Source organism: Pseudoalteromonas aliena (genome assembly GCF_038155085.1).
GTDB classification, from domain to species: Bacteria; Pseudomonadota; Gammaproteobacteria; order Enterobacterales; family Alteromonadaceae; genus Pseudoalteromonas; species Pseudoalteromonas aliena_A.
In genome coordinates this window covers 140,653-164,819 of sequence record NZ_JBAKAU010000008.1, presented here as the reverse complement: position 1 = coordinate 164,819, position 24,167 = coordinate 140,653, and the positions used below count along the sequence as shown (strand labels likewise).

Sequence of the window (24,167 nt, the reverse complement as noted above, 5' to 3'; positions counted from 1 at the left end):
TTTAGGGTAAATAGCTGTGCTGCCGGTTCAAGACATATATCAACAACTCGTTACTACATTACAAAGTAATCCTATAACGTTATTACAAGCACCACCTGGCGCAGGTAAGTCAACATGGTTGCCGCTACAGCTTATGCGCGACGGCCATTTTAAACGTATTGTAATGCTGGAGCCGCGTCGCTTAGCTGCACGTAATATTGCCAATTACCTAGCGCAGTGCCAAAACGAAAATGTGGGGCAAAGTGTTGGCCTGCGTGTTCGCGGTGAAAGCAAAGTAAGTAGCAATACACGCCTTGAAATAGTCACTGAGGGCATGCTTACTCGCATGCTACAAAACGATCCTGCACTTAGCGATATTGACTTACTGATATTTGATGAGTTTCACGAACGCTCAATTGCAGCCGATACCTCACTGGCCTTTGCTTTAGAGACCCAAAGTGCACTGCGTGACGATTTAACTATACTTCTTATGTCGGCGACCCTTGATACCGAGCGCTATACGCAATTTTTTGATTGCCCAGTTATTCAATCAAGTGGGCGCAGTTACCCCATAGACGAAGTATACATACCCATAAAAGATGAAAGCCGTTGGCTTGATGCTATTCCCTCTTTAATAAAACAAGCACTAAACGAGCAAAGCGGCAGTGCACTGGTATTTTTACCTGGGCAATTTGAAATATTACGTGTGCAGCAGGCCCTTAATGATTTACCAAGTGATTGCTTAGTTACCACGTTATTTGGCGAGCAAGATAAAGCCAATCAGCAATCGGCGATTGCCCCTGCACCTGAGGGTATACGCAAAGTTGTGCTTACCACCAATGTAGCTGAAACCAGTTTAACCATTGAAGGCATTCGCATTGTTATTGATAGCAGCAAGCGCCGCGCGGCCAGTTATAACTTAAAAACAGGTGTAACGGAGCTTACAACACAAAGTATATCGCGTTCCTCTGCCGTACAGCGTGCAGGGCGTGCAGGGCGAATAGAACCAGGTGTGGTGTATAGGCTTGGTTCAAAGCAAACCTTTGAGCGACGCAATAGCCACGATAGCCCCGAAATACTCACATCAGACATAAGCCAACTTATGCTTGAAGCAAAGCAGTGGGGCGCAAATATTAGCGAACTCACCTTGCTTGATACGCCAACGGCTCAGCAATGCACACAAGCAATGAGCTTACTAACTATGCTTGAAGCTATCGACGACAAAGGCAAACTAACAAAGTTAGGCAGTAACATGCTGGGTTTTGGAGCGGATATTCGCTTAGCGCATATGCTTTTAAAAGCGCAGGCACTTGAGACAGAGCTCCCTGGTATTTATCGCTTAGCACTTTATTTAGTGGCGCTGCTTGAAAGCCGAATAAACAGCGCCAACGAGCTAAGCTTAGCGTTACATAGCCAGCAGCAAAGGCCACACCCAGTATTTAAACAGCAGTTAAAATACTGGCAAAGCCGTTTAAAAGTAACCGACAGTAACAGCGAACTAAACACCGAGTATTTAGGTTTGCTGGTGGCATTAGCTTACCCCGATCGCATCGCAAAAAAACGAGGTAACGGCTATTTACTTGCCAATGGGGCGGGCGCTGATTTAAATACCGATTACTGGCATAACGATGACTACCTTGCTATTGCTACCATGGGTGGCCATAAAGGCGCACGTATATTTGCAGCTACAGCGCTTAGCCCATTTGAGCTACAAGATTACTTACCGCATTTGTTTACTACGCTCACCCGTTGTGAGTTTGACGAAAAAACCGCGCGCTTTATTCATCAAGACGAAGTAAAGCTCGGCGCTATTACGCTTACAAGTCAACCAAGCAAGCAAAAGCTTGATAAAACCGAGCGCGCCAAAGCGTGGCTTAATTTATTTACTAAACACGGTTTTGCATTATTTAACGAACAACCCGATGCACAACAATTATTGATACGCATGAGTTTAGCTAGTCAGTTTATGCCTGATAAATTCCCAACTATTAGCGAGCAACACCTTATAGAAACGGCTGAAGATTGGTTAGGTGTGTACTTACAAGATATAAAAACACTCGATCAACTTAAAAAGTTTAACTACTTTGAAGCACTACAAAATTGTTTTGACTGGACACAGCAAACAGCACTAAAAACATTGTTACCGCTTAGATTAACGGTACCTAGTGGCTCAAATATAAAAATTAATTACCAGCTAGATGGCCCCGCAAAGTTAAGCGTGCGCATGCAAGAAGTGTATGGCTTAACCAGTACGCCTATGCTTGCCAACGGTAAACTGCCACTGCTTATGGAGCTACTATCGCCAGGTAAACGCTCATTACAGCTTACGCAAGATCTTACGCACTTTTGGTCTACCAGTTATCGCGATGTACAAAAAGAAATGAAAGGTCGCTACCCTAAACATTTTTGGCCAGACGACCCTGCCAACAGCGTGGCAACAAATAGAGTAAAAAGCAAAATGTAGGTGTTAGTTAAGTAACGTTACTTGTTTGATTATTGAACTTTCTAAGGTAATGTACCTATAAAACACTTTCAGCTACAGGGAATAGTCAATGAGGTTACTTTTAACATTAGGTTTGGTATTGGTTGCTACCTTTTCAGCCCGAGCCGAAGAGCCATTTGATTTAAAAGCATTTGCACAGCACTACTACAAAACAATGACCGCTACACAAGCCCCTAATGCAGGAGCTAAACAGCTTGAAGCCTACCTTGCTTTATTAAGAGACGATGTTGGAAGTCAGCACATACCGTATCAGCTTGATGACTCTCGCACTGCCGATGGAAAAGAGCTAATGCGCAAAGGCATGAGTTTTTATTTAGGCGTGCATACCCTGTATGAAAGTGAGCTACTCAATACCTTTATATTTAACGATAGCGGTTTTGCGATTCGTTATAAAAACCACGCTAAAGGCATTCATCCGCAAAGCAAACAGCCAATTGAGTATACCTCAGTAATGATGGAGGTGATCGAAATTGAAAACGCTAAAGTGGCGATGATCCGCAAGTACCACGAATAATAAATAAGGATATATATGAAACATTTACTTATCGCGTTATCAATATTAATGCTTAGTGCATGTGCTAGCTTTAAAAATGATTTTAGATTTGATGGCTCCACACCTGAGTCTACCCAAACGGGGGTTACTAAAGTATTAAAAAAACTGAAACCTAAAGACACTATGATTTTTATCGGGTCATTAATTGCCATTCAGTTTTCTGATGTGCGAAGCGCAGAAGATGTTGTTGGCGACCCAACAATGACTAATGAAATAAACTATTTTATTATCGGTAAAAAAATTGATGGCTTAAATTATTACGAAGTACTTGATTTAGCTAAACGCTCACAAAATACATTCAGTATTGTTGAGGCTCAATAGACTTAAAATGTGCGCCGATATTGTGACCTCATTGGCGCTCTATAGATAATACTTATTAACTAACTTTATTAGTTAAACCTCTTTACCATCGTGTTGCTCGGCTAAATCATCAAGCTCAGCAGAGGTATAATCAAACCCACTTTCATCATATTCATAAGTTACTTTTACACTGTCGCCGCCGTTAAATAGGCGTGTTTTAACATCGCTTATGGGCCAGTCTTTTAGTACGTGCACGAATCTGTTAGCAACTTGTGAAGATTCAAAACGGTAACGAATTTCTGTTTTCATAAATAATAAAGCTCTGGCTGTTTACCCCAACTGCTAGCACATTATTAATGGGGCGTTCATGATTCGGTTACAAAAAATAAAGAGTTAAATTGTAAATTTTGTGTTTCAATAAATGCATTAAACTCGGTACACACTAACGTACTTTAATTAACAACTAATGACGACTTTACATGCATTATAAATTTGCTCTTATCGCAAGCTCGGTTTTTATACTAAGCGCTTGCGGTGGTTCAGGCTCCGATGATACGCCAACCGTTAACGGAAATAAAATCCCCATTTTGTCAGTCGCTGATATTCCTAGTGAATTAAGTAAAGGCCAAACAATTGAGCTAACAGCAACAGCCAGTGATAAAGACGGCACAATTACATCGGTTGTGTGGCAACAAACGCAAGGGCCTGAACTACTTAGTGAGCCTTTAGAGGCAACAACTACCTCAATAACACTACTAAATGCGCAAAGTTATAAGCCTGTTGATTATGCTTTTTCAGTAACAGCAACCGATAACGAAGGAGCAAAAAGTGTAAAAACGCTAAGCTTTACTGCACGTAATAATATGGATGAGATTAGCGCCGCACGGTTACTACACCAAGCAACAATGGGACCTGAGCTTAGTGAAATACAAAACGCACAAGGTTTAAGCGAGCAGCAATGGCTTGATAAGCAAATAGCGCTACCGATTAATTATCACCGTGATTATTTAGTAACGTTAAATGACGATGACAGCTTTAAATATATAAGCCGCATCGACGCATGGTGGAAGGCCGTCATGCAAAGTGACGATCAACTTCGTCAACGTGTTGCATTCGCGTTAAGTGAAATATTAGTAGTGTCGGATGAAAACAGTACCTTAAGAGGGCAGCCTGAGGGCATGATCACTTATTACGATTTATTACTAAAGCATGCCTTTGGTAATTATCGTGACTTACTCGAAGATGTGACGCTTTCGCCTATTATGGGAACTTACTTAAGCCATTTGGGTAACGAAAAAGCAGACGATGCACTTAATATTCGTCCAGACGAAAATTATGCACGTGAAGTAATGCAGTTATTTACTATTGGCCTTGAAGAGCTAAACCTAGATGGCACTGCCAAGCTTGATGCACAAGGTAATACCATTGCCACTTACGGACAGGTAGAAATAGAGGGTTTTGCACGCGTATTTACTGGTTGGACGTTTGCCGATAGTGAAACATTTAAGCGTAAAAGTCGTGATTATATTAAGCCAATGGAAGCATTTGACGAGTACCATTCTAGTAAACAAAAAACCTTACTAAACGGTGAGGTTATACCACAAGGTTATGCAGCAGAAGAGTCATTGCAAATAGCGCTCGATAATTTATTTAATCATCAAAATGTTGCGCCGTTTATTAGCAAACAGCTTATTCAGCGATTAATTACCTCAAACCCAACCCCCCCAATATGTTGAGCGAGTTGCTAATGTATTTATTGATAACGGCGCCGGTGTACGCGGCGACTTAGCGGCTGTAGTAAAGGCTATACTTTTAGATGATGAAGCGCGGCATTTTGGCTCAGTGCTTAACTACCAAGGTAAAATTAAAGAGCCTATTTTAAAAACCGTACAGTTTTGGCGAAATCTCGATGCTAAATCGCCAGCGGGTTATTATAAAACATGGAATTTAATAAATAGCTACGGGCAAGGACCCATGCAGTCGGCTTCGGTATTTAACTTTTTTAGGCCTGATTATCAAACCGCAGCTTTGCGAAATGAAGGTATTGTTGCACCAGAATTACAAATAGCAAACGATGCAACACTGATTGGCACCATGAACGCGCTTTACGCAAGTTTAGTATGGAGTACCGCAGAAGCGCGCAGTGACTTAAATTCAAATAGTATTTATATTTATGTTCAAGACGACATGAATGTTTTAGAGAAAAACGGTGTTAGCGCGCTATTAACGCAGTACAACACGTTATATTTTGCAGGCGCAATGAGTAGTGACACACGCCAAGCATTACTTGATTTAGATGCCTATTTTAATGAAGAGCAATACCGTGAACGGGTTTCGTATTTATTATATATGATTGCTATTTCACCTGAATTTAACGTGCAGTATTAGGAGCGCATAATGAGCATTAATAGAAGAGAGTTTTTGTCGTTATGTGTAAAAGGCAGCGTATCGGCTGCCGCGTTAACGAGTCTTCAATTACAAGCATTAACTGGAGCGACCAATGCTGTTGAGTTAGGTGATTACAAAGCATTAGTGTGTGTGTATTTATATGGCGGGAATGATTCGTTAAATATGCTTGTTCCGCTTGAAGGCGAGCAACGGAGTTTGTACGAGCAAAGCAGGCAAAACCTAGCGGTACAGAGCCCTATTGAGCTAAGCATTAAAAGTCAGTTTGCCGGTGGAGTTGGCATTCACCCTTCACTTGAGCCTATACAAAATGTATTTGAATCTCAAAATTTAGCATTTATAGGTGGGATAGGTACTTTACTCGCTCCCACAACATTGAGTGGCTATAAAAATAAAACAATAGGTTTGCCTAAGCATTTGTTTTCGCATAACGATCAGCAAGCTGCATGGATGTATGGCCGAGAAAAACAATCGCTTAATAGTGGCTGGGGTGCACGACTTTTAGAGCGCTTAGAATTACAGGATGAATTTGCGGCTAACATATCACTTGATGGTACTAATTTATGGCAAACGGGCAGTGCTACTAATGCATTTGCGCTTAATAAAAGCGGCATTAGTAATATTAACGCGTTTGGCGGGTACCAACCTCGTAGCGAGCACGTAACTTCTATTATGAACCGTTTACTAGGCAATACGAATCATCCGTTAAGTACAGCTTATGCCAATGGCTTAACAAGTGCGATAAATAACACTCAAGCAATGAACAGCGCGTTAGAAAGCGCACCTGCACTTGTTACCCAATTTAGCGATAATAGCCTTAGTGAGCAATTTTCAGCAGTCGCTAAAACAATTAGCGTACAGGCAAAATTGAGCACTCAGCGCCAAGTGTTTTTTGTTTCTATGGGGGGGTATGATACGCACGATAACCAATTAACAACGCACCCTGCTTTATTAAAGACGTTAGCTCAAGGGTTAAGTGAATTTGATAGTGCGATGAAAGAGCTTGATATGACTGATAAAGTGACTACGTTTACTATGTCTGATTTTGGTCGCACGCTTACCTCAAATGGCGATGGTACTGATCATGGTTGGGCAGGAAACCAAATAGTAATGGGTGGTGCAGTAAAAGGCGGCAGTATATATGGTGAGCTACTAACCCAACATTTGGATGGCCCACAAGATACCGGTGGCGGGCGTTTAATTCCAAGTGTTGCTAATGAGCAGTACTTTGCCACATTGGCTCGGTGGTTTGGTGTGCCAAGCTCTGAGCTTGTTGATATTTTTCCAAACTTGAGTAACTTTGATCACACATCATTGGACTTTTTTGTGTAATTAGTCGCTAATAGTAATCTAAAAGCACTTTTTAGTAGTATAAGCTACCGGTTGATAGTTCTTATCTGTTTTAATAATAAAAATTACACACAATATAGGAATCATAGAATGAAAGTTTTAGTGAGCTTAGTTAGTTTAATCGCTTTTTTACTCGTCATACTGCCTGGGCCTTTGTATAAATTTGGTATTGTAGAGCTAAAGATTGCGTTTACGGGATTTAGATTTGGCGTTTATGCTGGTGGCGCTGCATTGGTGCTACTTATAATACAAGCGCTATTTATGCGTAAAACGTTAAGGCTAAGCAGTGGTGTTATTGCACTTGTGTTTTCGGTTGTGGCTATTGCCATGCCACTTAATATGATGAACAAAGCTAAAAGTGTACCGGCAATTCATGACATTTCAACAGATTTAGTTAACCCACCAAAATTTGTAGCAATTGCGCCACTACGTGCAAACGCATCTAACCCAGTAGAATACGCGGGCGAAGAAACGGCAGTACAGCAACGCAAAGCATACCCTGAACTGGTGACGTTAAGCTTTGCACAATCTAAAGCCGATTTGATGACGGTAAGCGAACAAGCAATTAAAAATCTTGGTTTTGCAGTAGTAAGTGCAAACACGGCTTCAGGTATTGTAGAGGCTACTGATACAACCACATGGTTTGGTTTTAAAGACGATGTGGTAATTCGCATTAAAGATGAAGGCAGCCAACGTTTTGTTGATATTCGTAGTAAGTCGCGAGTAGGGCGTAGTGATTTAGGAAAAAATGCAGAGCGCATTCATTCAATTATTAATGAATTAAACAGCTTACTTGCAAAATAAAACGATTTAAGCCGCATTTGGTTATTTATTGAAGCCCAACATTGTTGGGCTTCTTGTTTGTAGCGCTAAGGCTGCTTACTTATCGGAGTTGAGTTTTAGCCAAGCAGCATACGAGTGCAGGAAAAATCAACCTGCTCTCAGCTTAACTTGCAGCTTGCGCAGTTAGTTGCTGTTTGCTTAGTTGTAAGTAACTTAATAGCCACATACCCAAACCACCTAAAAATAATGCAGCTGCTACGTAACCAGTTTGATTAGGCGCCGCACCTTGCGCTATTGCAATTCCACCGACCCATGGACCTATAGCATTTGCAGTATTAAATGCGCACTGCACTAATGCACCAATCATAGCGTGACCTTCTGGAGCTACATCCATTAAAAGCGTTTGAATCAGCGTAGCCAAGCCTACACTGCAACCAATAAAGAAGATTACCGCGTAAAGAGCCCAAATATTATGGCTTGCTGTTACATAAGCAAAAGCAAATACAATGGTACATACAAGTGCTAGGCCAGTGGTTTTAATTGCTGATTTATCGGCAGCTTTACCCAGTACATAGTTACCGAGCGTACAACCAATACCAAACATTACCATTGCGATAGAAATAGTATACGGAGCTGTTTTTGTTACCACTAAGATGGTATCGGCAATGTAGGTATAAATGCAAAATACGCCGCCAAAGCCAATAATTACAATACCCAAAATAGACCAAACCAGTTTGTTTTTAAGTACGCCAAACTCACTTAGTAAGTTAGAAGGCTTAGCGTTATCTATATTTGGCACTACTTTATAAACAAAAATAAAAGCAATAAATGCAAGCACTGCAGCGCCGGCTAAACAATACCGCCAACTAAGGTTTTGACCTACAAGTGTTACAACAGGTACACCCACAATTGTGGCAACAGTTAACCCCATAAACACCTTAGACATAAAGCTAGCACGTTTACCTTTTGGAGCAATATCCGATGCTAATAAAATAGCTGCACCAAAATATGCACCATGAGGTAAGCCACTTAAAAATCTAAATATTACAAGTTGATCAAGCGACGTGGCCATCGCGCTTAACCCGTTTGAGACAAACATTAAGCTTATAAAAATGAGTAATGCTTTGCGCTTTCTCATATTAGCAGTAGTAAGCATTAAAATAGGAGCACCCACTACAACACCAATGGCGTAAGCACTAATTGCATAACCACTTTGTGAGGGCGTTGTAGAAAATGTTTCGCTAATAAGTGGCAACATAGGCATCATTGAAAATTCAGATAATCCTAAAATAAATGTGCCGAGCGCTAATACGAGTAAGATAGCGGTTCTGTTAAGTTGACTAGATGCCGACGCTACATCTGATGCCATAGATGTTCCCTTAAAATTTACTTAAAAAATAGATAAAAGCACAACACTTTATAGAGCGTTGCTATATGAAACTAAAATTTTGGTGTGAGAGTAGATATTTTATGAAGACGCTATTTTAAGTTAAAAAAAGTACATAGTCATGCATAGATTAATGGTTTAGTCCGGTCTTTTAAATGTTAATTAGAATAAAGTACGGATTAATGCTTTTTTAAGGCTAAAAAATTTAAACAGCCCTTATAAGTCAAATATTAGGAAAAAACGCAATACTCCCTTATATTTAATAATACAGTTGAATGCCAACCTTTAATTTTGGTTAGCATGTTATTAATTTATTTCTTAAGGTTTTTACATGTTTGGTATTTCCCAGAAGAACGCAAAAATTGAAGAGATGGAGCTTCAATTAATTAAAAAACAGTCTGTTTTATCTGCAATTAATAAGCATGTTGCTTATATAGAATTTACACCTGAAGGAATAATATTAGACGCAAACCAATTGTTTTTAAAAACCATTGGCTACAGTAAAGAGAAAATAATAGGTAAGCATCATCGTATGTTTTGCGAAAGTGACTACGCAGGCTCGAACGAATACAGTAAATTTTGGCAAGAGTTAAAGGCAGGTGACTCTAAAGCGGGATCATTTTTAAGATACAAAGCTAATGGCGATAAACTCTGGCTTGAAGCAACTTACTTTCCGGTAGAAGAGCAGGGCGTAGTTACCAGAGTTATTAAAATAGCCACTGATATTACGACTCGTTACATACAAAGAAAAGCGCAAGAAGCCATTGCAAATGCACTCGACAAAGCTTTAGCCACCATAGAGTTTACCCCTGAGGGTAGTATTTTAAGTGCAAATCAAAACTTTTTAACGACAATCGGATATAGCTTAAAAGATATCGTAGGTAAGCATCATAAAATGTTTTGTACTAAAGCATTTTATGAAGAAAATCCACGCTTTTGGAATGAGTTAGCGCAGGGGCAGTTTAAGTCAGGGAAATTTAAACGTATTGCTGCTGACGGTTCAGAAATTTGGTTAGAAGCAACTTATAACCCAATTTTAGATAGCAAAGGTAAAGTAACTAAAATAATTAAATTTGCGTCAAATATCACTGCCCGTATTAAAAATAATAGCGCTGTAACGGAAGCTGCTGCAATAGCGTATGAATCGGCGGTAGTTACTGCGCAAACAGCTAAAAAAGGCTCTGAAATACTACAAAGCTCTGTTGCAAATTCCGATGCCATTGTAAGCCAAGTACTTAAATCGGTAGATTTAATAAAAGACCTTAATGAGCAATCTGCTGTAATAGGATCTATTGTTTCTACAATTAGTAGCATTGCTGATCAAACTAATTTATTGGCACTTAATGCTGCAATAGAAGCTGCACGTGCCGGTGAATACGGTCGAGGTTTTGCTGTAGTTGCTGATGAAGTAAGGCAGCTTGCAGCCAGTACGAGTAGTTCTACTAATGAAATAGCAACGGTTGTTAAAAATAACCAAGAGTTAACTAATGATATATCAAAGCAAATAACGTCAGTTTCAAATTCTTCAGAGCAAGGACGAGAGCTTATCGCTAATGTATCACAGGTCATCAAAGAGATTGAACGCGGAGCAGATGTTGTTTCTCAAACAGTAGCTAAGTTAAATACTTAACGACTGTTTGCATCATTTTTACGTTTTAAGCTGCCAATTAAAGTGCTTGAACACGCTCTAGCAACATTATAAATAGAGAAAGTGCGACAATATGTCGCGCTTTTGTTTTTGCAGTTCACACTATAATTACGCCAATTATTACTGTGGCATAAATTAACAATGGTTTATAAAAGCAAAACTAAAAAAACTTACTTACTTTCTCCTGTCGCACTTTTTATTAGCGGTGTGCTATCTCCTTTTGCATTTGCCGACGATACATCTTTAGAAGTGATTGAAGTACACGGACATGCTCAAAATAAGCATTTAGCACTTGGTTCGTCAGAATCGTTATTAAGTGATTTAGGTGTCGACTTTTCAGCAGCGGGCGGCGTATCTAACCTACCTATTTTAAATGGTTTAATGGGCGACAGAGTTAAAGTGTTAGTAGATGGCGCGGATGTTACCGCTGCATGCGCTAATCATATGAACCCGCCGCTGTCGTATATATCAGCTAATCAAATTACGTCTTACAATGTGGTTGCAGGCGTGTCGTCGGTAAGCGCGGGCGGTGATAATATTGCCGGTGTAATAAGCGTTAATTCTATTTCACCAGAGTATAGCGATAGCAGTGAATTAGATTGGCACTCAGGTTATGTGTCAGCAAGGTACAGTAGCGTTGATAACGGACGTAAACTTGGGGTAGGTGCACGTTTAGCAAGTGACACGTTTAGCCTTAATTATCAGGGCTCGTTTAGTGATGCTGATAGTTACGAGGATGGAAATGGCAATGTTGTGCTTGATACATTATACCGAGCACAAAATCACAGCTTAACGGGTGCCATACGCGATGAAAAACAGCAATTAGTTATAAAGCTAACGCATCAAAAAATTCCGTATCAGGGGTTTGCAAATCAGTATATGGATATGACCGATAACACCAGTTACGGTGCGGTTGCTCAATACAAACGCTCTTTTGATAATAGCGAACTTGAAGGGCAGTTTAATTGGCACAGTGTAAAGCACGAAATGGGTTTTTTTAGCCAAGAAAAAACAGGCATGATGCCAATGAAAACCGATGCACAAGATATAAGCACACAGCTTAAGTGGCGTATCGCGCTTGATAAAAGCAGCAGTATTTTACTCGGTCAAGAATATTACAATCACAGCATTGATGATTGGTGGCCGGGTATCGAAGGCTCAACCATGATGGGGCCAGACGATTACGTAAATATAAATAACGGCAAACGAGAGCGCATAGCTGCATTCGCTGAATACGAGAGCCAAATAAATACAAAACTGTGGTTAAACGCAGGCGTACGTATTGAAAGTGTTAAGACCCAAGCAGGAGAAGTTCAATCTTATAACGACGGTATGAGCATGATGGATATGGGCGATATGAGCGACATGGGTAGTATGGAAAGTATGACCATGAGCGATACGTCTACAGATAATACCATTGCTGCACAGAATTTTAATGCTGGCGACAGAGATAAAACCGACACTATAGTTGACGCTAACTTATTAATTAACTACCAAATAACAAATTATGATGAGCTGCAATTTGGCCTTGCCCGTAAAAACCGTGCCCCTAATTTATACGAGCGATACAGTTGGGGTGTAAGTACCATGGCAACCACTATGATTGGTTGGTACGGCGATGGTAATGGTTATATTGGTAACCCTGATTTAGATGTTGAAACAGCGCATACAATAAGTGCCACGTATATTAAATCGGCTAAGGATGACCGTTGGCGGTTAAGCACCAATGTTTGGTATACCGATGTGAGTAATTATATTGATGCTGATAGTGTAAGAAGCTTCAATAGTTATGACATGGACAACACTGCGCGTAACATTTTTCAGTTTACTAATGTAGATGCTATTTTGTATGGTGCAAAAATAGATTTAACAGCCAACATTTATGAATCTAAGGATTTAGGTAATTGGCAGTTACACGCTAATGTTACTAATACCAGAGGCAAGCGCGACGATACTAACCAACCGCTTTATCAAATTAAACCACTACAAACTCAGCTAGGTATTAGCCAGCAAATAGGTCGGTTTGAAAATGAGTTATCTTGGCAGTGGGTAGATACTAAAACCCGTGTAGATAATAATCGTTTTGAAAACCAAACAGACAGCTACAGCTTGGTTAATTTAAGCTCTAAAGCCACATGGAATTCATTAACGCTAAGCGCAGAAGTGAGTAACGTGTTTGATGAGTACTACCAACTCCCACTAGGTGGCGTAAGTATTGCTGCTCTTAAACAAGATAGCAGCAACGGGTTTGAACAACTTGCTGGGCAGGGGCGTTCATTTAATGTAAGCGTTAGTTACGCGTTCTAACTAAACTAAATTTTAAAAATAAAGCAAAAGCCATAACTGTGCTATGGCTTTTTTTGCGTTTTAATATGTAAGCCGTAAACTTATTTTTATGAAATATTTGTACGCAAAAAGCGTTCTATTAAGCGCGCTTGTACTAATTTTGCAGCGTTATTTTAAGGCAATACAGTAAAAAGCAGTAACTTGTTCATCGCTCAATGATTAGGAAGTACAGTGTTTAAGCAATTTAAAAATAAAGTGATGGGTGCGCCAACAGCTATGGCCGGTTTAGCTTTGGGTATTGCTAGTATGGGATGGACATGGGAAAACGTTTTTAATTTAAACTCCCAAGGGCAATTTTTGGGAGCGGTATTAGCTGGCGTATTAGTTTTACTTTTGGCTGCTAAGTTTTTACTACACCCTCATTTATTAAAAGCCGATTTAGCACACTCAGTTGCAGGAAGTGTGATCCCTACATTTGCAATGGCTAATCTTGTTATTTCAAACTCAGTTGGGCAATTTAACCCATTAGCTGGTGACATTATGTGGGTTTTAGCTTTTGCGCTGCATCTCATATTTTTGGTGAGTTTTTTATACCAGCGAGCAAAAAAGTTTAACTTCGAGGATATGGCGCCCAGCTGGTTTGTGCCGCCAGTGGGGATAATTATTGCAGATATTACTTTTTCGGGAAATCCGACATTAGCGTGGTTAGCTTATAGTGCGTTAGTTATTGGTATATCAACGTACGCTATAATGCTGCCAATTATGTTTTATCGCTTTTTATTAGCATTAAAAAGTGACTACGAAATACAGCCAACACTTGCCATTTTAGCAGCGCCTGCCAGTTTAACATTAGCGGGGTATTTTCATATTGTAGCTAATCCATCACTCTTTATAGTGGGGGCATTATTTATATTAGCGATAATAAAAACACTGATTGTATATGTGTTATTTATAAAGTTACTACGCAGACCTTTTACGCCGAGCTACGCTGCTTTTACATTTCCAATGGTTATTGGGGCAACTGCATTATTTAAAATGGCTGATTGGATGCAAAGTATAAACCTCGCAATGCCATATGTAGATACAGTTTATTACTTAGCTACGTTTGAACTTATAGTTGCCACGGCAGTGGTATGTTATGTAAGTGGTCGGTACTTTTGCCACTTTAAATTATCAAAGCAACAGGTAACGTAAAGTTACTCTTGGATTATTTGTGGCTCATTACTTTCTTGTTCAGCTAGTTTTTCGCGCTCAGCTTTTGATACATAAGACGGTTTATTGCTTTTATGCAATTTAGCGTTAGTGCGTTTATCTTTCTTTTGAAATTTAGTGACGATTTTTTTACGACGGTTCACAATTAAATACCCTGTTAATTTTAAGTCGCGTATTATACAGTCATCCTCATAAAAGCTGCTATATAAATATTTACCTTAAGTAATCCGCGCGTTTGGCGTAAAGAGCTATAAGTAAGTAACTCATAGAGTTATAATTACCGCTCTTAGTTATTAATTAAATGGGAATTGTTTTGAAAAAGTTAGCTTTAGCCAGTATTGCTTTATTTGCATTTAGCGCTCATGCGCAGTTAAATAAAAATATTGATAGCGTTGCCGATTACGCAGTAGATACCTATCAAAATACTCAAATACACACTCTTACCAATTTAGTTGCTTTTCCGACGGTTAATAAGAGCGACATTAGCACTCCTCAAAATCTCGATTTTATTGGCTTTAAAGCACTTTTAAAAATGAAAGCCGCAGAACTTGGTTTTGACTACCAAGATTTAGGCTACACCGTATTAATTGGTATGGGCGAGCAAAGCGAAAAAGTAACCGTAGTAACCCACGGCGACGTGCAACCTGCTAATGCTAGCAAATGGAAACAAAGCCCTTTTATTATTGATACATCTGAACCGGGTAAATTAGTTGGTCGTGGTACTGAGGACGATAAAGGCGCAATAGCAACAGCGCTTTACGCCATGAAGGCAATTAAAGATAAAGGTATAACCCTTAATAACCGTATTGAGCTTATGATTTACCTTGCTGAGGAGTCTGATTGGGGTCCGCTTACTCAATTTATGAAAACGTATGAGCAACCAAAATATGCAGTAACGATTGATGCATCATACCCTGTAGTGGTTGCTGAGAAAGGCTGGAGCTTAATTGCACCTACTTTTAATGCAACATCACCACAGACGGGTTTATATGTGAGTGAAGTAACTGGCGGCGCGTTTAGAAGTCAAATTCCAGAAGATGCCAGCTTAGTACTTCACAATGCAGACGCTGCACTTATTAATACATTAAAAGCAAAAGCTAAAACATTAAATAAAGTTGAATTTAACTTTAGTGAAAAAAGCAATGGTTTAGCAATAAGTGTTAAAGGTATGTCGGCGCATTCATCAGAGCCTGAGTCGGGTATAAACGCCATTGCTTATTTAGCTGAGTTATTTAAAGGCGTGGAGCTTGAAAATAACAGTGACGGCGAGCTAATCGACTTTGTAAATCAGTTAATTGGTTTAGATATTCACGGTAAACAGTTTGGCGAAATAGCCTATAAGCACGACTTTATGGGCCCGATGACAGTGGCACCAACAGTTATTGAACGCGATGGTAATGCGCTAACACTTGCTGTAAATGCACGTCGCCCTATGGGTAAAGACGAAGCTGTATTACAAAAGCAAATTGATGATGCACTCGCTAATTGGCAAGCTACTAACAATGTAACACTTGCTAACATAGAAACAATTATTGGCACACCTATGCTACTTGATGGCGCGCCACATGCGCAAAAGCTGCTTGATATTTTCAAGCATTTTACGGGCGACGAAAAAGCTGACTTTGTATCAATAGGCGGTGGCACAAACGCAAAGCTGTTTGATAATGCGGTATCGTTTGGTCCTTCAATGCCGGGTAAGCGCTACACAGGTCATTCAGAGCATGAATTTATGACACTTGAACAACTTGAGCTTAATTTACGTATGTACACAGCAATGATGATAGAGCTGGGTAATATGTAGTTTAAGCATTACTTAGATTCAATAAGATTTAAATAATAGGTGTTGGGTATTAATCAGCACCTATGTCCTCAAAATTTATTTCGGGCAAGTTTTCAAAGCTTGGTTTGGCAAATAAATACCCTTGCATAAGCTCAACACCTGCGTTTTTAAGCCACTTATATTCTTCTATTGTTTCAATCCCTTCAGCTAGTGCGGTTATGTTTAAATCGCGAAACATATTTAAGCAATGAGTTACTATTAGTTGGCGTTTTCTGTCGTTGTTAATATCGCGTATGAGCGCCATATCAAGCTTGATAATATCTGTTTGAAAGTCAGCCAATAGATTTAAACCAGAATAACCTGCACCAAAGTCATCAGTGGCGGTTTTAAATCCGAGAGACTGATAGTAATCAACAATGCGTTCAATGTGTGCGGTGTCTTCAATTTTTTCAACTTCAGTAAATTCAAACATAATATTTTGAATTGGGAAGTTATACTTTTTTGCAGCTTCTAATGTGGTGCGTATACATCGCTCTGGTTTATAAATAGCATTAGGTAAAAAGTTAATGCTTAGCATTGATGTTATGCCCAGCTTTGAGGCTAGTTGAATGGCTTTAATACGACAAAGCTGATCAAATGCATAGCGGTTGCCTTCATTCACTTTTGAAATAATTGAATAAGCAGACTCGCCATTTAAACCCCTAACCAGTGCTTCATAGCCATAAATAAGATTAGTCTTACAGTTTATAATCGGTTGAAAAGCCATAGAAAAATCAAATTCAAGATCGTTAGCGTCAGCACAGTTATTACACGTCACTTTTTCGCAATCGTTTGATTTTTCGCTCATTTAGCTCATCCTTTTATGTTTGTTTTTAAAGTTAGTTGGGGGTAGATCCTAACACAAACGGATTAAAGTATTGGTTCATGTTTTTTAACGTAATAAATAGTCATTGATTTGTGAGTGATATGATGACTAATGTCATGCTATTTAATGACATTTAGCAGGGGGTTACATTTCGTTTTTATATAAAAATAGATTTATATATTAGCAGGAGGATGAACATGAATGCATTAATAACAATATTTCAAAGTTTTAAACAGTATGCAGTTGCTTTAGTGTTTTTAGGATTAATTAATTTAATTACATCACCAAACACCTTATGGGTGTTCTGGCCCGCGATTGGCATGGGGATCGCTTTATTATCTGAAGTTTTAGGTATAAGCTGCTCTAAAAAGGTATCTAGATGATTAGTAAGCCAAGTAATAACTTACTTGGCTTTAATTTAATGTGCTCTACTTATAATAATCTATACCTAAATATTTAAAATGCTGATTGAAGTGACGCATCTAGTGATATTTCGGTATTTAAGAGTTTTGAAATAGGGCAACTCTTTTTAGTTTGCTCACATAAAGCTTGAAACTGCTCATTTTTAATATCATCAATACGCGCTTTTACCTCTAGGGCAATATGCGTCACTGTAAAGCCATCATCTACTTCATCGAGGCTTACAGTGGCTTTAGTATCAATTTTATCGGCTGTAAAGCCTGCATCACCTAATGCAAGTGAAAGCGCCATACTAAAACATGCACTGTGCGCCGCACCGACTAATTCTTCAGGGTTTGAGCCTGCCTTGTCTTCAAAGCGGGTATTAAAGCCAAATGGTTGTTTATCAAGTGCGCCACTTTGTGTAGAAATACTGCCTTTGCCTGTTTTAATGTCGCCAGACCATGTTGAACTTGCCGTTTTTTCAATCGTCATCATCTTCTCCTTGCTTGAGTGTAAGCTTTTCAGGCTCCTAAGCGTTACTTACAAAATAAACTTATACATAGCCTTAAAAGCATTAATTACAGATGATGTTGCAAAATAGACGCCAGTTAATTGTTACTCTTATTTATTACGCCTGCAGCGCTCGGAGCAATAAATAACGTTACCCCAGTCGCGCTGCCATTTTTTACGCCACGTAAAAGCTTTATTACAAGTAGGGCATATTTTTTGAGGTAAATTTAGTTTTTTGTGCGCCATACTTACTTAGCCTTGCTGTTGTTTTTATTTTTTACTTGGCTTGTTTTTGGTGTAATTGCTACGTGCTTCTTAAGAATTTTTCCTATGGCGCGTTTAACATCAGCACGTTCGCGGTATTGCCATAAGCGCTCGCGTGCTTTTTTAGAGGCTTTAGTTAAATCAAGCATGGGTTCTGGGTAATCCTCTCCTAATTTAAAGTCATTAAAGAGTGCTTCCATAGGAGTTTGCTCCCAAGGCTGATGCAAATATTCAATAGGGAGTTTTTCAAGTTCGGGGCACCACTTTTTTATAAATGAGCCTGTTGGGTCTTGATCTTCCGACTGCTTAATTGGGTTGTAATGCCTAATGGTATTAATGCCTGTTACTGAGGCTTGCATTTGAATTTGCGGATAATGGATCCCTGGCTCAAAATCCAAAAAATAATTAGCTAAAGGAAGGCTTGCTTGCTGCCAGCTAATATTTAAATGATGCGTTACAAAGCTTACCAGCATGGCGCGCATTCTAAAATTTATATAACCTGTGGTTTTTAAGCAGCGCATGCAAGCGTCAATTATCGGTATACCTGTTTGACCTTGCGCCCAGCGTTCAATATCGTTTTGAACATGTTCATCATCACGATATGGAAATACATGATAACCCGGGTTAAGGGCTAAAAACTCTATCGAGCATTCGCTTTCAAATTTTTGCATAAAGTGGCAATGCCAGTGCAAACGCGATACAAACGCAGCAAGCGGACGCTTCCAGCCTCTTTTGTCAGGCTGTTTTGAATGATATTCATCAATGGCCATTTGATACACTTGCCTAAGGCTAATGTTCCCCCACGCTAAATACGGGGAAAGCCGAGAGCAATGTGTTTGACTTAAACTTGGGCTCGATATTCCTTTTTGATAACTTTTACCACGCTCTGCAAAAAAACTTTGCATTACAGTTCGCGCATGCAGCGGGCCACCTTGTTGAAAGCTGTCGTGATCTTGCGTGTAAGCGCTTGGTAGCTCAGGCGCTTGATAGTTATTAAGGGTAATTGTTTTTATGCTCTTCCAATTAGGAACTGCAATAGGTGCTTGCATTGTTTGCTGCCAGCGTTCGTTCCAATTATTACGATTTTTTTTGCCGCGAATTACAGCGCCAGTTTGCGACTCTTGCCAATTAATGTGGTTACGCTGGCACCAAGTTTTAATAGCTTTATCGCGCTCAAAGGTATTGTTTAAGCCTATTTCTTGATGGCTAAATATATTTACTATTTCAAACTGCGTCTTTAACGACTCAAGTAAATCGTTCATATTTAAATTAAATATATAAACACAGGCGTTAAAACGCGCTAGCTGATTATTTAACTCAATTATTGATTGATACACAAAGCGCCAGTGCCGCTCATTGTAGTGTGCATCTTCAAGCAGTAATGGTTCAAAGTTATAAAGTAATAGAGTCGGTAAGCCATTACTAAATGCATTTTTTAATGGTTGATGATCGCTAAGACGTAAATCACGTTTAAACCACACGATGTTTATTTTCATATAATTGCTTTAAATAGAAATAAAAATTAACTTGTTATTTAATTGAGTTACCCAAGCTTATACGTAACTACCTTGAATTAAGATTTAGTTTTAATGTATTAAAAGGAAATGTATGTTTTTAGATCTCACCGAAAATACCAACCAAAATGTTTATTCTTACTTAGTAGGCGGCATCAGCCCACGGCCTATCGCATGGATAAGTACATTAAATAGTGAAGGTATTGCGAATATTGCGCCTTATTCATTTTTTACTGTGGCTAGCTGTAAACCACCTGTTTTAAGCGTTACGCAAGTAAACCCAAGTGATAAAACGAATAAAGATACGCTCAGTAATTTAATGGCAACTAAAGAATGTGTGGTTAATATAGTTAGCCAAGAGCTAGTTGAAAAAATGAATCAAAGTTGTGCTAATTATCCTAGTGACATAAGCGAATTTGATGCAGCTAATATCGGTCAAGCTCCAAGTAAGTTAGTTAATGCGCCAAGCGTTGTCGATTCAAAAGTACGGTTTGAATGTAAGTTACGCGAAGTTATTCGTATTTCAAATGAGCCTGGCGGCGGAAAAATGATGTTGCTGGATGTAGTGGGTATTTGTATAGACGATAAAGTGATGAGTGGTGGCTATATTGACCCTGAATTATTAAATGCAGTGGGAAAAATGGGCGGTGATTACTTTAGTACAACCAAAGATAAGTTTTTGCTTAAAAGGCCACAGTTGTAATTTTATGTAGATTCTTCCTTTGTTTGTGCACATTGTTTGCACTTTTACTTGTTAACTTTGTTTTATTAAACGTTAAAGTAAAGGTTCAAACATTGAAAACACTTCTTAAAACAAAAGCCTCTAATGTAACTAAGTTATTTGCGTTAAGTGCACTTTGTATAGCTTTAAGCGCATGTAACAGCGATTCTACAAGTACTACAACAGACGGCGAGACAGTCAGTAATAGTGCTCCAACGGTTGACGCCGGTATTGACCAAACTGTTAATGCGGGCGATACCGTTTATTTAAGTTCAATAGTTGAAGATGATGGCGAAGTATCTGTTAGCTGGTCACAAACATCAGGCACTAGCGTTAGCTTATCTTCAAGTACTGCAACGTCTACAGAGTTTGTTGCCCCTGAGGTATTAACCGATGAAGCACTTGTATTTGAAATCAGTGCAGATGACGGCACAAACGATGTTGTTGTAGATACCGTTATAGTCAATGTTATTGCCTCATCAGACTCAGACTCAGACTCAGATACAGTTGATAATAGTGCAAAACTTACCAGCTGGTTAATTAACAACGATACAACCTCTACTTATATACAAAACAATGGTGCAGTGGTTGAAGATGTTCAATCAGTTGAGGTTGTTACTATTACTGAGGAAGATGCTGACGTTGAATACATGTATGTGCAAACAACTGACATCCCTAAATATGATGTAACGCTTACACAAGACCAAGTAGATGCGTTAAATAACCGTCCGCGTGCAGCTACTGATTTTTATAACGGTGTAACCTCAGCGGCAGTAGGGCAAACCATTTCCTTTGGTGAAGATATTGGCTACAACAGCAGCACTGAAAACTGTGATGACACGGGCGGTGCAGGTTATTGGCCTCCTGGACCTGGTTGTCCTACAGAGCAAGCTGTTGAAGCTTACTTTCCAGTAACACCCACTGATTTATCTGAAACAGAAACTTGCGAAACAGGTTTAGGTACAGTTGGCTTAATGGTTAATGGCACCAGTATATTTAATTGGGGCGATGGTATGAGCTATGGCAATAATATTTGGTATACATTAGCGCCCATTGCAGAGCAATACGATGTTGACGTGTGTGGCGGACATGCTGCTAACGGGGAATATCATCACCATTTTTATACTAGTTGCTTAGCTGATTTACTTGAAGACGATGGCGATGCACATTCTCCTATTTATGGATTTGCAGCTGATGGTTATCCACTTTACGGTCCTTATGAAAGTAGCGGGCAACTTGCATTAAGTGGTTGGGAAATGCGTGATTATGGCGCACCTACAAGTGAAGGGGGGTGTGGTACTGAGGGCGAGCGAAGCTGTACCTTAGTTGATCAATACGATGTTAGCCAAGGCACACAAACAAGTGATGCAGGTCCTGCAATTGGTGCAGAAGTAACAACGCTCTCTGGTAATATATTAAATGCCGACGATGGTTATTACTTTGAAGATTTCTACTACGCACAAAAAACAGTAACGGGTGCTCAATTAGATGAGCATAACGGCCACGATACTAACGATGGCAAGGGGTATCACTACCATATAACACTAACGTTAGACAGCGATGGTAAATTACAGCCTTCTTTCCCGTATCAGATTGGGCCTCGTTTTAAAGGTCAATTAGCCGAAAATTCAATTGGTCGCTGTGATACGGGCGAAACAATGGGTCCACCACCGGGAATGTAAGGAGTAATTATGCGTTATTTTAAATACGCATTGATCCTAACTACTGCTGCGCTATTGAGCTTTAAGCTCTTTGCGCAGCAGGAAGTGATGGATCATAGTCATATGCCTATAGAAGTGCCAAATGATACGCCAACCCCAGCATTAAGCCTTAAGTTATTAAAAGATAGTATGTCGGGGTATAACTTAATTTTAGATACACAGCGTTATGATTTGTCTGTGCCGCCAGAGGGCACGATGAACATGCAGCAAATGATGGTTGCGGCAACGAACCAAGACACCGGTTTTTTACAAGGTCATGCTCATTTATACATTAATGGGGTTAAAATACAGCGAATTTACGGACAAGCGTTGCATTTACCTGCTAACTTATTTAAAAGTGGTATAAATACCGTATCGGTTACTTTAAATAATCATGGCCATATGTATTGGACCGCTCAAGGTAAAAAAATAGTTGCTACGCTGTATGTTAACGACCAAACCAAAGAGTTTATAACATACCGATTTGAAAGCTTTCCTAGCAAGGTTGAAAACACGCATTAATGAAAATTCATAATAAACTTTTTTTAATACTATTTAGTTTTACTTTTAGTGTTATTGCAGGGCTGGTGGTACTTATACAATGGAGTATTGGTCAAGGCGTAATTGATTTTGTTAATGCAAAAGAGATCAAAGCACTTGAACCACTTGTTGTTCAACTATCTAAACAATACGAGAAAACACCGTCGTGGAAGCGTGTTGTTGGTGATGGTGAAAGTTTTAGAGTACTCATTGAATCTCAATTAGAAAATAGCCAGTTTTTACCTAAACCACAAGAAGGTCCAGGTGCTGGTGGGCGAATGATACGACACCCACCGCCAGATCATCACCGCTTAGGAGGAGATCGCCGTCCACCACCGGGTAACATCGCTCACTATGCTTTGCTTGACGAAAATAAACAGCGAGTAGTGGGTAGATATCTCAGCCATTTAAACTATATAACAACTCCAATTATAGTTAGCGATAAAATAGTGGGTTACTTAGCGGTTTCCAAAAGAGATAGCTTGGTTGATGGCTATGAGCTTGATTTTTTACAGCAGCAAACTAACTACTTGTGGTTTATTGCTTTAGCTGCGGTATTGCTAACATTATTGGTTACTTTTTTATTGTCTCGCCACCTAGTAAGCCCTGTAAAGCAAATTGCTAACGGTATGCACCGCTTAACGCAAGGTAATTACGAGACCAAGCTTACGCTTGAGCGCAAAGATGAGTTGGGCCAATTAAGCGAAGATTTTAATACGCTTGCATTTACACTCGCTAAAGATGAACAAGTACGTAAGCGTTGGCTTGCTAATATTTCTCATGAGCTTAGGACGCCAATGAGCATTTTACTCGGTGAACTTGAAGCTATGTTACTTGGTATACGAGAGCCGAACGCAAAAAATATAAGTTCGGCTAACGATGAAGCTTTGCATTTAAAACGCTTAATAGACGACTTGCATATGCTCAATAGCGCAGAGTTGGGGGGTATGCACTACACTATGCAACCTACTGATATGGCGTTATTATTAAATACCATTGAGCAGAAATATCAGGTTGTGCTTGAACAACATAATATAAAAATTTACCTACTAAATAGCGCTAAACATATAACTGTACAAGCAGACAAAACACGCCTTTTACAATTGCTTGATAATATTTTAATGAATGCCGTGCACTATGCACAATGTACAACTATTTCATTAACGGCTAAAAATATAAGTATTAAAGGGCAAACTTATTTAGAGCTTATAATCGAAGATAATGGCGGAGGTGTAGAGCAGTCGCATTTATCGCATTTATTTGAGTATTTATACCGAGTAGATAGTTCGCGTAATCGCCAAGAGGGCGGTTCTGGCTTAGGTTTATCTATTTGCCAGCATATAGTTAAAGGTCATAAGGGCGAAATAACGGCAGAAAAAGCCAGTTTAGGCGGCCTAGCTATTATTATTAGATTGCCAACTATTTAGTTTATAAAAATAAAGTTGAGGTTACTTACAGAGACGC

Annotated in this window: 21 protein-coding genes and 1 pseudogene; 15 read left to right on the top strand and 7 right to left on the bottom strand. The window is 39.3% G+C overall.

Translation table 11 applies throughout. From position 1 onward, the window contains the following. Window positions 1–16: 16 nt before the first annotated feature. The 3 genes from hrpB to V6260_RS10150 all read left to right on the top strand — a co-directional run bounded on the left by hrpB (window position 17) and on the right by V6260_RS10150 (window position 3,356). The gene (gene hrpB, locus V6260_RS10160; RefSeq protein ID WP_341593960.1) at window positions 17–2,443 is read left to right on the top strand and encodes an ATP-dependent helicase HrpB; all 2,427 of its coding nucleotides are present in this window, start codon (window positions 17–19) and stop codon (window positions 2,441–2,443) included. Window positions 2,444–2,531: 88 nt separating this feature from the next. Further along, a complete protein-coding gene (locus V6260_RS10155; protein ID WP_341593959.1) occupies window positions 2,532–2,996 on the top strand; it encodes a nuclear transport factor 2 family protein in 465 nt (154 codons plus the stop codon). A gap of 15 nt (window positions 2,997–3,011) precedes the next feature. Beyond that, window positions 3,012–3,356 (top strand): hypothetical protein, encoded by a 345-nt coding sequence (locus V6260_RS10150; RefSeq protein ID WP_341593958.1) that lies wholly within the window; start codon window positions 3,012–3,014, stop codon window positions 3,354–3,356. Between the two features lie 72 nt (window positions 3,357–3,428). Here the strand turns inward: V6260_RS10150 and V6260_RS10145 are convergent, their stop codons facing one another. Then, the gene (locus tag V6260_RS10145; RefSeq protein ID WP_058547298.1) at window positions 3,429–3,644 is read right to left on the bottom strand and encodes a hypothetical protein; all 216 of its coding nucleotides are present in this window, start codon (window positions 3,642–3,644) and stop codon (window positions 3,429–3,431) included. 170 nt (window positions 3,645–3,814) lie between these two features. Between V6260_RS10145 and V6260_RS10140 the strand changes: the two are divergent. The 3 genes and pseudogenes from V6260_RS10140 to V6260_RS10130 all read left to right on the top strand — a co-directional run bounded on the left by V6260_RS10140 (window position 3,815) and on the right by V6260_RS10130 (window position 7,895). Next, window positions 3,815–5,723, top strand: a pseudogene (locus tag V6260_RS10140) (DUF1800 family protein). Window positions 5,724–5,732: 9 nt separating this feature from the next. Next, window positions 5,733–7,073: a DUF1501 domain-containing protein gene (locus V6260_RS10135; RefSeq protein ID WP_341593957.1), complete on the top strand. Its 1,341-nt coding sequence runs from the start codon at window positions 5,733–5,735 to the stop codon at window positions 7,071–7,073. Between the two features lie 108 nt (window positions 7,074–7,181). Then, window positions 7,182–7,895, top strand: coding sequence for a DUF1499 domain-containing protein (locus V6260_RS10130; RefSeq protein ID WP_341593956.1), 714 nt, complete (start codon window positions 7,182–7,184; stop codon window positions 7,893–7,895). A 142-nt stretch (window positions 7,896–8,037) separates the two neighbouring features. On the opposite strand, the gene V6260_RS10125 is transcribed toward V6260_RS10130, so the two are convergent. Further along, window positions 8,038–9,243, bottom strand: a complete 1,206-nt coding sequence (locus V6260_RS10125; protein WP_341593955.1) for an MFS transporter — start codon at window positions 9,241–9,243, stop codon at window positions 8,038–8,040. A 349-nt stretch (window positions 9,244–9,592) separates the two neighbouring features. Here V6260_RS10125 and V6260_RS10120 point away from each other — a divergent pair, with 349 nt between their 5' ends. From V6260_RS10120 to V6260_RS10110, 3 genes are all read left to right on the top strand, one after another. Further along, window positions 9,593–10,891 (top strand): PAS domain-containing methyl-accepting chemotaxis protein, encoded by a 1,299-nt coding sequence (locus V6260_RS10120; RefSeq protein WP_341593954.1) that lies wholly within the window; start codon window positions 9,593–9,595, stop codon window positions 10,889–10,891. A 159-nt stretch (window positions 10,892–11,050) separates the two neighbouring features. Next, entirely contained in the window at window positions 11,051–13,216 is a 2,166-nt protein-coding gene (locus tag V6260_RS10115) for a TonB-dependent receptor (RefSeq protein WP_341593953.1), read from the top strand. Window positions 13,217–13,426: 210 nt separating this feature from the next. Next, complete coding sequence (locus V6260_RS10110; protein WP_341593952.1) at window positions 13,427–14,389, top strand: TDT family transporter; 963 nt, start codon at window positions 13,427–13,429, stop codon at window positions 14,387–14,389. A 2-nt stretch (window positions 14,390–14,391) separates the two neighbouring features. Here V6260_RS10110 and V6260_RS10105 read toward each other — a convergent pair whose 3' ends face one another. Continuing rightward, entirely contained in the window at window positions 14,392–14,550 is a 159-nt protein-coding gene (locus tag V6260_RS10105; protein WP_341593951.1) for a DUF2986 domain-containing protein, read from the bottom strand. Between the two features lie 170 nt (window positions 14,551–14,720). On the opposite strand from V6260_RS10105, the gene V6260_RS10100 reads away from it, so the two are divergent. Continuing rightward, window positions 14,721–16,208, top strand: coding sequence for a dipeptidase (locus V6260_RS10100; protein ID WP_341593950.1), 1,488 nt, complete (start codon window positions 14,721–14,723; stop codon window positions 16,206–16,208). 49 nt (window positions 16,209–16,257) lie between these two features. On the opposite strand, the gene V6260_RS10095 is transcribed toward V6260_RS10100, so the two are convergent. Next, the gene (locus tag V6260_RS10095; RefSeq protein WP_341593949.1) at window positions 16,258–17,034 is read right to left on the bottom strand and encodes an EAL domain-containing protein; all 777 of its coding nucleotides are present in this window, start codon (window positions 17,032–17,034) and stop codon (window positions 16,258–16,260) included. 215 nt (window positions 17,035–17,249) lie between these two features. Between V6260_RS10095 and V6260_RS10090 the strand changes: the two genes are divergently transcribed. Beyond that, window positions 17,250–17,435: a 2TM domain-containing protein gene (locus V6260_RS10090; RefSeq protein WP_341593948.1), complete on the top strand. Its 186-nt coding sequence runs from the start codon at window positions 17,250–17,252 to the stop codon at window positions 17,433–17,435. Between the two features lie 73 nt (window positions 17,436–17,508). On the opposite strand, the gene V6260_RS10085 is transcribed toward V6260_RS10090, so the two are convergent. The 3 genes from V6260_RS10085 to V6260_RS10075 all read right to left on the bottom strand — a co-directional run bounded on the left by V6260_RS10085 (window position 17,509) and on the right by V6260_RS10075 (window position 19,724). Next, complete coding sequence (locus V6260_RS10085; protein WP_341593988.1) at window positions 17,509–17,946, bottom strand: OsmC family protein; 438 nt, start codon at window positions 17,944–17,946, stop codon at window positions 17,509–17,511. A 129-nt stretch (window positions 17,947–18,075) separates the two neighbouring features. Further along, window positions 18,076–18,210, bottom strand: coding sequence for a DUF2256 domain-containing protein (locus V6260_RS10080; protein ID WP_341593947.1), 135 nt, complete (start codon window positions 18,208–18,210; stop codon window positions 18,076–18,078). Window positions 18,211–18,212: 2 nt separating this feature from the next. Continuing rightward, the gene (locus tag V6260_RS10075) at window positions 18,213–19,724 is read right to left on the bottom strand and encodes a deoxyribodipyrimidine photo-lyase (RefSeq protein ID WP_341593946.1); all 1,512 of its coding nucleotides are present in this window, start codon (window positions 19,722–19,724) and stop codon (window positions 18,213–18,215) included. A gap of 112 nt (window positions 19,725–19,836) precedes the next feature. Between V6260_RS10075 and V6260_RS10070 the strand changes: the two genes are divergently transcribed. From V6260_RS10070 to V6260_RS10055, 4 genes are read left to right on the top strand one after another with little or no spacing between them, the layout of a single operon-like run. Continuing rightward, window positions 19,837–20,445 (top strand): flavin reductase family protein, encoded by a 609-nt coding sequence (locus tag V6260_RS10070; protein ID WP_341593945.1) that lies wholly within the window; start codon window positions 19,837–19,839, stop codon window positions 20,443–20,445. A 32-nt stretch (window positions 20,446–20,477) separates the two neighbouring features. Continuing rightward, the gene (locus V6260_RS10065; protein WP_341593944.1) at window positions 20,478–22,145 is read left to right on the top strand and encodes a YHYH protein; all 1,668 of its coding nucleotides are present in this window, start codon (window positions 20,478–20,480) and stop codon (window positions 22,143–22,145) included. Between the two features lie 9 nt (window positions 22,146–22,154). After that, window positions 22,155–22,685: a hypothetical protein gene (locus V6260_RS10060; RefSeq protein ID WP_341593943.1), complete on the top strand. Its 531-nt coding sequence runs from the start codon at window positions 22,155–22,157 to the stop codon at window positions 22,683–22,685. Further along, window positions 22,685–24,130, top strand: a complete 1,446-nt coding sequence (locus V6260_RS10055) for an ATP-binding protein (protein WP_341593942.1) — start codon at window positions 22,685–22,687, stop codon at window positions 24,128–24,130. Before V6260_RS10060 ends, V6260_RS10055 begins: the two co-directional genes overlap by 1 nt. Window positions 24,131–24,167 lie beyond the last annotated feature (37 nt).